Consider the following 8,125-nt stretch of genomic DNA (forward strand, 5'->3'; position numbering starts at 1 on the left):
GTACGGACCATGGCGCCATGGTCCGTACCGGCCGCGGCTTGTCAGGACCACGCCCACGCCGCCACGGTCATCGACGGCGCGGGCCGAACCGCAGACCGAAGTCCACCGCCGCCACGGTGAGGAACGGGCGGTACGGGCGCAGCCACGCGAGCGGGCCGTCGACCCGCCAGTTGCCCTGGGCGAGGTGGACGCGGCCGGTGACACGCAACGGAGTCCGCGCGAGCGCGGCGTGACGCGTCTGCCAGATGGTGCCGCGCAGCGGGAACGGCAGCCGCAGCCCGGCACGGCGTCGCGCGACCCGGGCCTGAGCCACCAGCTCGCCGTCGAGGCGGGCGGTGCCGTGGAAGGCCGGCTCGTGTGCCATCTCGAAGTCCGCCATGTCCTTCGGGATGCCCCACAGCTCCCGGCCACCCGCCTTCGACGCGGCGCTGTCGACCCAGATGTCCGTGATGGACAGTCCGACCGTGGCGCCGCGGCGGACCAGCGGCGCGACCAGGAACTCGTGGTAGGGCAGCAACCCACCCGGCTGGTAGTCCACGAACCCCACCGCGACCACGGTCCTGCCGAACAGTGACACCGGCCGCACGCCATCCGGCAGCGCGGGCAGCACCCGTTCCGGCACCAGCCACAGCGACACGTACCCGAGCCCCTCGAGGTCCCAGGGCTCCGGCGGGTAGGCGGTCTCGTTCTCCGGTTGCCGATGCGCGGTCATCGCGCACCCTCCTTCGGGACGAGTGGCAGTCGCAGGGCGGCGGGCGCCGACTCCGGCACCACCGGGTTCCCCGGCCGGACCGGGCTCAACCGCCGGTAGGCCGCGCCGGGCGGCGGCCGGGTGTCGGTCTCGCCCTTGTTGGGCCACAACGACATCGCGCGCTCGGCCTGCGCGGTGATGGTCAGCGCCGGGTTGACGCCGAGGTTCGCCGAGATCGTCGACCCGTCGACGACGTGCAGGCCATCATGGCCGAACAGGCGGTGGTACGGATCGACCACACCGTCCTCCTGGGTCGCGCCGATGGGACAGCCGCCGATGAAGTGCCCGGTGAGTGGGATGTTCGCGAGGTCGGTCCACGCGCCGCCGGGAATGCCGCCGATCTCGTCCGCCATCCGGCGGGCCACGTCGTGCCCTGCGGGGATCCACACCGGGTTCGGCTCGCCGACTCCCTGCCGGGTGGTCATCTTCCGGCGCCCGGACAGCCCGCGTTTCGTGTACGTGGTGAGCGAGTTGTCCAGGTTCTGCATGATCAGCAACCCGATCGAGCGTTCCGACCAGCGCCGCGGCAGGAGCAGTCTGCCAAGGTCGCGGCGGCGGCGCACCATCTCGCGCAGGCCGAGCACCCAGCGGCGGCGGCCGGTCCTCGGGTCGACGAGCACGGTCATGAGCATGCCCATGAGGTTGCTGCCACGGCCGTAGCGCACGGTCTCGATGTGGGTGCTCGGGTCCGGGTGCATCGACGAGGTGATGGCGATACCGACGGAGTGGTCGACGTCGTCGGTGCGGGTCTTGACGCCGAGCACCGCCTCGGAGTTGGTCCGTGCGAGGGTGCCGAGGCGGCCGGAGATGCCGGGCAGGCTGCCTCGGTCTCGCAGCCGGTGCAGGAGTCGTTGTGTGCCAAGCGATGCGGCGGCGAAGACGACCTGGTCGGCGGTGACGGTCCTGGCCCGGGCGCGAACCTTCGCGCCGGTCCGTCGCGTGTGGACGGTATAGCCGCCACCGGGTAGCGGCCGCACGTCGGTGGCGGTGGTCAGCGCGTGCACCTCCGCGCCCGCCTGCTCCGCCAGGTACAGGTAGTTCTTGACGAGGGTGTTCTTCGCGCCCTGGCGGCAGCCGGTCATGCACGAACCGCAGTTCGTGCAACCGGTCCGGTCCGGGCCAGCGCCGCCGAAGAACGGGTCGGGCACCCGCTCCCCCGGCCCGGCGCCGAAGAACACGCCGACGTCGGTGGGGTGGTGGGTGTTGCCGACACCCAGGTCCTCCGCGACCGAACGCAGCACCTGGTCGGCGGGCGTGGTACCCGGGTAGGTGGTCACGCCCAGCATCCGCCTGGCCTGGTCGTAGTGCGGCGCCAGCTCGGCCCGCCAGTCGGTGATGTCCGCCCACTGCGGGTCGCGGTAGAACGTCTCCGGCGGCTCGTACAGCGTGTTCGCGTAGACGAGCGAGCCGCCGCCGACCCCGGCGCCGGAGAGCACGAGCACGTCCTTGAGCAGCGTGATCCGCTGGATGCCGTAGCAGCCGAGCGCCGGCGCGTACAGGTAGTCCCGCACCCGCCAGCTGGTCTTCGCGAACTCGTCGTCGGCGAACCGCCTGCCCGCCTCCAGCACGCCGACCCGGTAGCCCTTCTCGGTCAGCCGCAGCGCCGTGACGCTGCCGCCGAACCCGGAACCGATCACCAGGACGTCGAAGTCCTTCTCACCGTGCGGCATGGTCACGCTCCCTGTCGTCGCGGACCTCGACGACGACGTAGTCGTCGGCGTCGACCCGTGCGGTGCGCCTGCGGTACTCGCGGACGAGACCGGGCCAGTTGGTGGTGATGCGCCCGTTCTCCTCGCGGTACCAGCTCGAGCACCCCGTCCACACGCTGGCGGCCAGCCGGTCGCGCATCTCGGCGTCGAACCCGTCCGCCGCCGCGCGCCGGACGTCCACATAGGACTTCGAGTGCGCGGCGAGCAGCCGGACGAGGTCACGGATGTAGCCGAACTGGCCCTCCATCATGGTGATGATCGAGTTGCCGCCGAGGTTGGTGTTGGGGCCGTAGACCAGGAACAGGTTCGGGAAGCCGGGCACGGTGATCCCGAGGTGGGCGCTGGCGCCGTCTGCCCACTCGTCGTTCAGGTCGCGGCCGCCGAGCCCGCGGATCGCCATCGGGGCGAGGAAGTCGGTGGCGGTGAAGCCGGTGCCGTAGACGAGCACGTCGGCCTCGTGCAGGCGGCCGTCCCCGGTGCGCACGCCGTCCGGGGTGATCTCGGTGATCCGGTCGGTGACCACGTCGACGTTCGGCGCGGTCAGTGCCGGATACCAGTCGTTGGAGAACAGGAGCCGCTTGCACCCGATGCGGTAGTCCGGCTGGAGCCGGGACCGCAGGCCCGCGTCGGGGACCTGGACGCGCAGGTGCACGCGGAAGATCAGGTCGATCAGCCTGCCGAGTGGCAGCCACGAGGTGAGGGCGGTAGTCAGCAGCTCCCCGATGCCGGACGTGGCGTGCCGCGCCATCTGCTGGCTGGCGGGCAGTACCCGGAACATCCGGTGGTGCCACGGCCGGTACGCGCGGTCCGGCTTCGGTATCACGTAGGGCGCGGACCGCTGGAACACGGTGACGTGCGCGGCCCGCTGCTGGATGTGGGGCACGAACTGGATCGCGCTCGCCCCGGTGCCGATCACCGCGACCCGCTTGCCGGACAGGTCGACGTCGTGGTCCCACCGCGCGGAGTGGAACGCAGGCCCGGTGAACGTGTCCGCGCCGGGCAGGTCGGGCACGACCGGGCGGGACAGCTGACCGACGGCCGGGACCAGCACGTCCGCGGTGAGGGTCTCGCCACCCGCGATGTCGACGTGCCAGACGCCCTTGCTCTCGTCGAACGACGCGCCGGTCACCTCGGTGCCGAACCGCACCCGGTCGAGCACGCCCTCCGCCTCGGCGGTACCGCGCAGGTAGGAGAGGATGTCGCGCTGCCCGGAGTAGCGGCGCGGCCAGGTCCGGTTGGGTGCGAACGAGTACGAGTACAGGGACGACGGTATGTCGCACGCGGCGCCGGGATAGGTGTTGTCGCGCCACACGCCGCCGAGGCCGTCGGCCTTCTCGAGGATCGTGACGTCGGTGAAACCGGCCCGGCGCAGCACGCACGCCGCGCCGATGCCGCCGAAGCCCGCGCCGATGACGACGACGGACGGTGTCGTTGCGTGTGCCACGTCACTGACATTAGGGAACCCGGGGGTGCCCCGGCCAGACAACAGCGGCCAGGCGATCCATAATTTCGGCCATGACACGGTTGGCCGAGTCCTCGGTCCGGCACTGGGACTTCCCGAGGGGCATCGCGGGCACGAGCGTGCTGGTGCGGTTCGGCACCGACCACGGCGTGGCCAGGCACGACCTCCTCGTGGGCAGCGGCCTGACCGAGGACCTGCTGGCCGACCCGTCGCTGGAGGTCGAGGCCCGCCAGGAGCTGCGAGTGGTCCGCAACCTCGCCGCCGCGCTGCCCGACGCGGGGGTGGCGGCGGGCCGCGAGTACCACGCGACGACGTTCGGGATCCTGGGCTTCGCGTTCCTGTCCAGCCCGACCATGCGGGACGCGATCGGCGTCGCCCTGCGGTACTACGACCTCAGCTTCGCGTTCAGCATCCCGGACGTGACCGTCGGCGACGGGCAGGTGCGGCTGGCACTCGACGACCGGCTGCTCCCCGCCGACGTGGCCCGCTTCCTCGTCGAGCGTGACCTCGCCGCGATCCTCACGGTCATCGACGAGCTGGTGCCGGGCGGGGTCCCGCTGACCGGCCTGGAGTTCCGCTTCCCGGAACCCACCGCCGGGGATCGGTTCGAGGCCGCCTTCGGGCTGCGGCCGCGGTTCGGCTGCCCCGCGAACGTGGCGACGTTCGACGCGGCCTATCTCGACGAGCCGCTGCCGCTCGCGAACGCGCACACCGTGGCGATGTGCGAGGCGCAGTGCCGGGAGCTGGTGGCGCGGCGCCGGGCACGCACCGGCACCGCGCACGACGTCCGCGACCTGCTGACCAGGCTCGGCGGGCTCGGCTCGCCGATGGCGGCCGTCGCCGGGGAGCTGAACCTGAGCACCCGCACGCTGCGCCGCCGCCTCGACGAGGAGGGCACGAGCTTCCGCGCGCTGCTCGACGAGGTGCGGGAGACGCTCGCCGAGGAGCTGCTCACGAAGGGCGCGGTGCCGGTCGAGGACGTGGCGGTCCGGCTCGGCTACGCGGAGGCGTCGAGCTTCATCCACGCGTTCAAGCGGTGGAAGGGCGTCACGCCGATCGCGTTCGTGCGGCAGCGGACCGGCACCGGCTGACCCATGTTGCCGGGAAGTTGCGTGTCCACAAGGGCCGTGCCCAGGGGAGGATTGTCTTCCTGACTCATCACCTCCTGGGGGCACACGATGCGACGCATCGGCAGTTCCGTGCTGGCCATCGGGCTGGCGTTATCCGTACTCACCGTCGCGCCCTCGGCCGCGACAGCCAAGCAGGCAGAGCCGAGGGCACAGACCGCCGCACAAGCTCAGGCGGCCGGTTTCACACCGGTGTCGCCGAGACGGGTGCTCGACACGAGACTCGGCGGCGGTCCCGTCGGCCCGGCGAAGACCGTCACCATCGACCTGTCCTCGGCCGTACCGGCGACGACCACCGCGGTCGTACTGAACGTCACCGGTGCCACCCCGACGACCGCCACGTTCGTGACCGTGTACCCGTCCGGTGCGGCGCGGCCGACCGCGTCGAACCTGAACCTGGTGGCCGGTGAGACCCGGGCCAACCTGGTCACGGTCGCGGTCGGCGCGGACCGGAAAGTGGTGCTGTACAACAACACCGGCTCGGTCCACCTGCTGGCCGACCTGACCGGTCACTACGCCGCCGACGCGACCGGCAAGTTCTCTGCGGCGAACCCGAACCGGGTGATGGACACCAGGACCCAGGTCGAGTTCCGGCCGCCTGGAGCGCTCGGACCGGGCGTGGTGGAGACGCTCGACCTGTCGGGCAAGGTACCCGCGTCGGCGACCGCGGTGACGTTCATCCTGACCGGCACCGGCGCGACGGCGAGCACCTTCGTCACCGCGTGGCCGACGGGCAGCCAGCAGCCGACGGCGTCGAACCTGAACCTGGCGGCCGGTGCCACCACGCCGAACCAGGTCGTGGTCGCGCTCGGCGAGGACCGGAAGGTCAACCTGTACAACAAGAACGGCAACACGCACCTCATCGTCGACCTGGGCGGGTTCTACACCCCGGACTACGGTGCCCTGTACACCCCGGTGACGCCGAAGCGCGTGCTGGACACCAGGACCGGCGGGCCGGTCGGTGCGGCGCGGTCGGTCGACCTCGTGCTCGGTTCGGTGCCCACGACCACGACCGGTGTGGTGCTGAACCTGACCGGGACGCAGCCAAGCGCGGGCACCTACGTCACCGCGTGGCCGCCGCCCCTGCCGATGCCGAACGCGTCCACGCTGAACCTCACCCGAGGCCAGACGGCCGCGAACCTCACCACTGTGGGCGTCGGCGACGGCGGATCGGTGCGGCTGTTCAACAACGCTGGCACCGTCCACCTGATCGCCGACATGGCGGGCTACTTCTCGCTGCCGCCGTTCGAGTGCACCGACGGCTGCGTGCTCGCGTGGGGTGACAACGGCTGGGGCGTGCTCGGCACCGGGTCCTACCACGCGACCGCCGCCGTGCCCGCCGCCGTGTACGGGCTCTCCGGCGTCGTCGCGGTGTCCGACGGGTACGCGTTGAAGGCCGACGGCACCGTGTGGGCGTGGGGCCACAACAACGGCGGTCAGCTGGGCAACGGGTGGTCCGGGTACGAAGCCAAGTCCGTGTTCCCGGTGCCGGTGCTCGGCCTGACCGACGTGGTCGCGATCGACGGCAGCCTGGCACTGAAGAGCGACGGCACCGTCTGGGGCTGGGGCGGCATGCCGGGGGCCTGGCAGGACGTGCCCACCCAGGTGGCGGGGCTGACCGGCGTCACGGCGATCGCGGGCGAGCCGGACTCCGCGTACGCGCTGAAGGCCGACGGCACCGTGTGGACGTGGGGCAACGGTGCGCCCGATCCGGTGCAGATGGCGGGGCTGACCGGGGTGCGGCAGATCGAGGTCGGCCTCTACAACGCCTACGCGCTCCGCGACGACGGCACGGTCCTGGCATGGGGCGACAACCGGCAGGGCCAACTCGGCAACGGCGCGGTCGGCGGCGACGGGTGCTACGACATCCCGCCCACGGCCGAAAACTGCTGGTCCGACGAGCCGCACCCGGTGACCGGCCTGACCGGGGTCACCACGATCGGCGCCGACGTCAGCCACGGGTTCGCGGTGAAGGCGGACGGCACGGCGTGGTCGTGGGGCGGCAACTACCGAGGCAGCCTCGGCAGCGGGCTCGACTGCGACTGCCCGTCCGGCACCCCGGTGCGGATCGCGGGCCTGACGAACGCGCAGACCATCGCCGGGTTCCAGGACGGCGGCTACGTGCTGGACGCCGACGGCCGGGTCTGGGCGTGGGGCAACAACGAGAGGTCGGCCCTCGGCCGGACCGACGGGCCGCAGCCGGGCGGGCACTCGTCGGTCCCGGTGCGGCTCGCCACGCCGACCGGCGTGACCGCCGTGGCGGGCGGTTTCAACGCGGGCTTCGCACTGGTTCCCTGATCCCGCGCACCACGGTCACTCGCGAGCAGCGTCTCGCGGGTGACCGTGGTGGCGGGCTGGACGGAGCGGGGCGAACCCACCCTGCGCGGGCTCCTCCGCCCCCGGGCAGAGTGTCGGCAAAGTCTTTCCGCTGGTCAACCCCGCTTCGCGGGGTGCGAACCCAGTGCCCTGAAAGCTTTCAGGACGTTGAGCCTGGATCTTTTGCCTCCCCGGTTTGCCGTCGGCGGGCCTTTGCCTCCGGCGGCTCCTCGCCGGAGGGGCAGGTCTCCAGGATGGTCTGGGTTTCGAGGGTTTCTTGCGTTGGGTTCGGGTCTGCCTGCCATCCCATCGACCTCACTTCGTGCTATCACACCGCGTCAAGGGGGCGGTTCCAGCTTTTGGCGCCGGTTGGGGTAGTTGGTGCCCCCTTGACACGGTGTGATCGGGCGTTGCCAGGTCGACGGGATGGCAGGGAGCCCCTTGGTGGCGGGCTTGCGCCCTTCGGGAGGCACCCTGCGGGTGCCATGCCCCGAAAGGCGCTTTCGGGGCATGATTGGTGCCACGAAAGGCGCCATTGGGACGCTCAACGCCCTGAAAGCGCCTAATCAGTTCTGGGAGTCGGCCGTCGGGCAGACTCTTGGGTTGGTGGCCGACTGGCGGGTGAGCACTCTGAGCGCCTAATCAGTTCTGGGAGTCGGCCGTCGGGCAGACTCTTGGGTTGGTGGCCGACTGGCGGGTGAGCACTCTGAGCGCCTGGGCGTTGAGTCCTGACGAAAGATCGTGCCCTTGCTGGTAGGTC

5 protein-coding genes are annotated in these 8,125 nt (G+C 71.4%); 2 read left to right on the plus strand and 3 right to left on the minus strand.

Annotated features, from left to right (window positions below):
- Window positions 1-67: 67 nt before the first annotated feature.
- Genes WBA97_RS25235 through WBA97_RS25245 form a run of 3 tightly spaced genes read right to left on the minus strand, consistent with a single transcriptional unit; the run spans window position 68 to window position 3,904 of the window.
- Complete coding sequence (locus tag WBA97_RS25235) at window positions 68-712, minus strand: acetoacetate decarboxylase family protein (RefSeq protein ID WP_424233398.1); 645 nt, start codon at window positions 710-712, stop codon at window positions 68-70.
- On the minus strand, window positions 709-2,421 hold the full coding sequence (locus WBA97_RS25240; protein ID WP_424233399.1) for an FAD-dependent oxidoreductase: 1,713 nt from the start codon (window positions 2,419-2,421) through the stop codon (window positions 709-711). Before WBA97_RS25240 ends, WBA97_RS25235 begins: the two co-directional genes overlap by 4 nt.
- On the minus strand, window positions 2,408-3,904 hold the full coding sequence (locus WBA97_RS25245; RefSeq protein ID WP_424233400.1) for a flavin-containing monooxygenase: 1,497 nt from the start codon (window positions 3,902-3,904) through the stop codon (window positions 2,408-2,410). Before WBA97_RS25245 ends, WBA97_RS25240 begins: the two co-directional genes overlap by 14 nt.
- Window positions 3,905-3,975: 71 nt before the next feature.
- On the opposite strand from WBA97_RS25245, the gene WBA97_RS25250 reads away from it, so the two are divergent.
- Window positions 3,976-5,013 carry an AraC family transcriptional regulator gene (locus tag WBA97_RS25250; RefSeq protein WP_424233401.1) on the plus strand — a complete coding sequence of 346 codons (1,038 nt, stop codon included), beginning with the start codon at window positions 3,976-3,978 and terminating at the stop codon, window positions 5,011-5,013.
- Window positions 5,014-5,100: 87 nt separating this feature from the next.
- Complete coding sequence (locus WBA97_RS25255) at window positions 5,101-7,347, plus strand: RCC1-like domain-containing protein (protein ID WP_424233402.1); 2,247 nt, start codon at window positions 5,101-5,103, stop codon at window positions 7,345-7,347.
- The last annotated feature ends 778 nt before the right edge of the window (window positions 7,348-8,125 follow it).

Origin of the sequence: Actinophytocola sp. (genome assembly GCF_049647105.1) — a bacterium.
GTDB lineage: Bacteria > Actinomycetota > Actinomycetes > Mycobacteriales > Pseudonocardiaceae > Actinophytocola.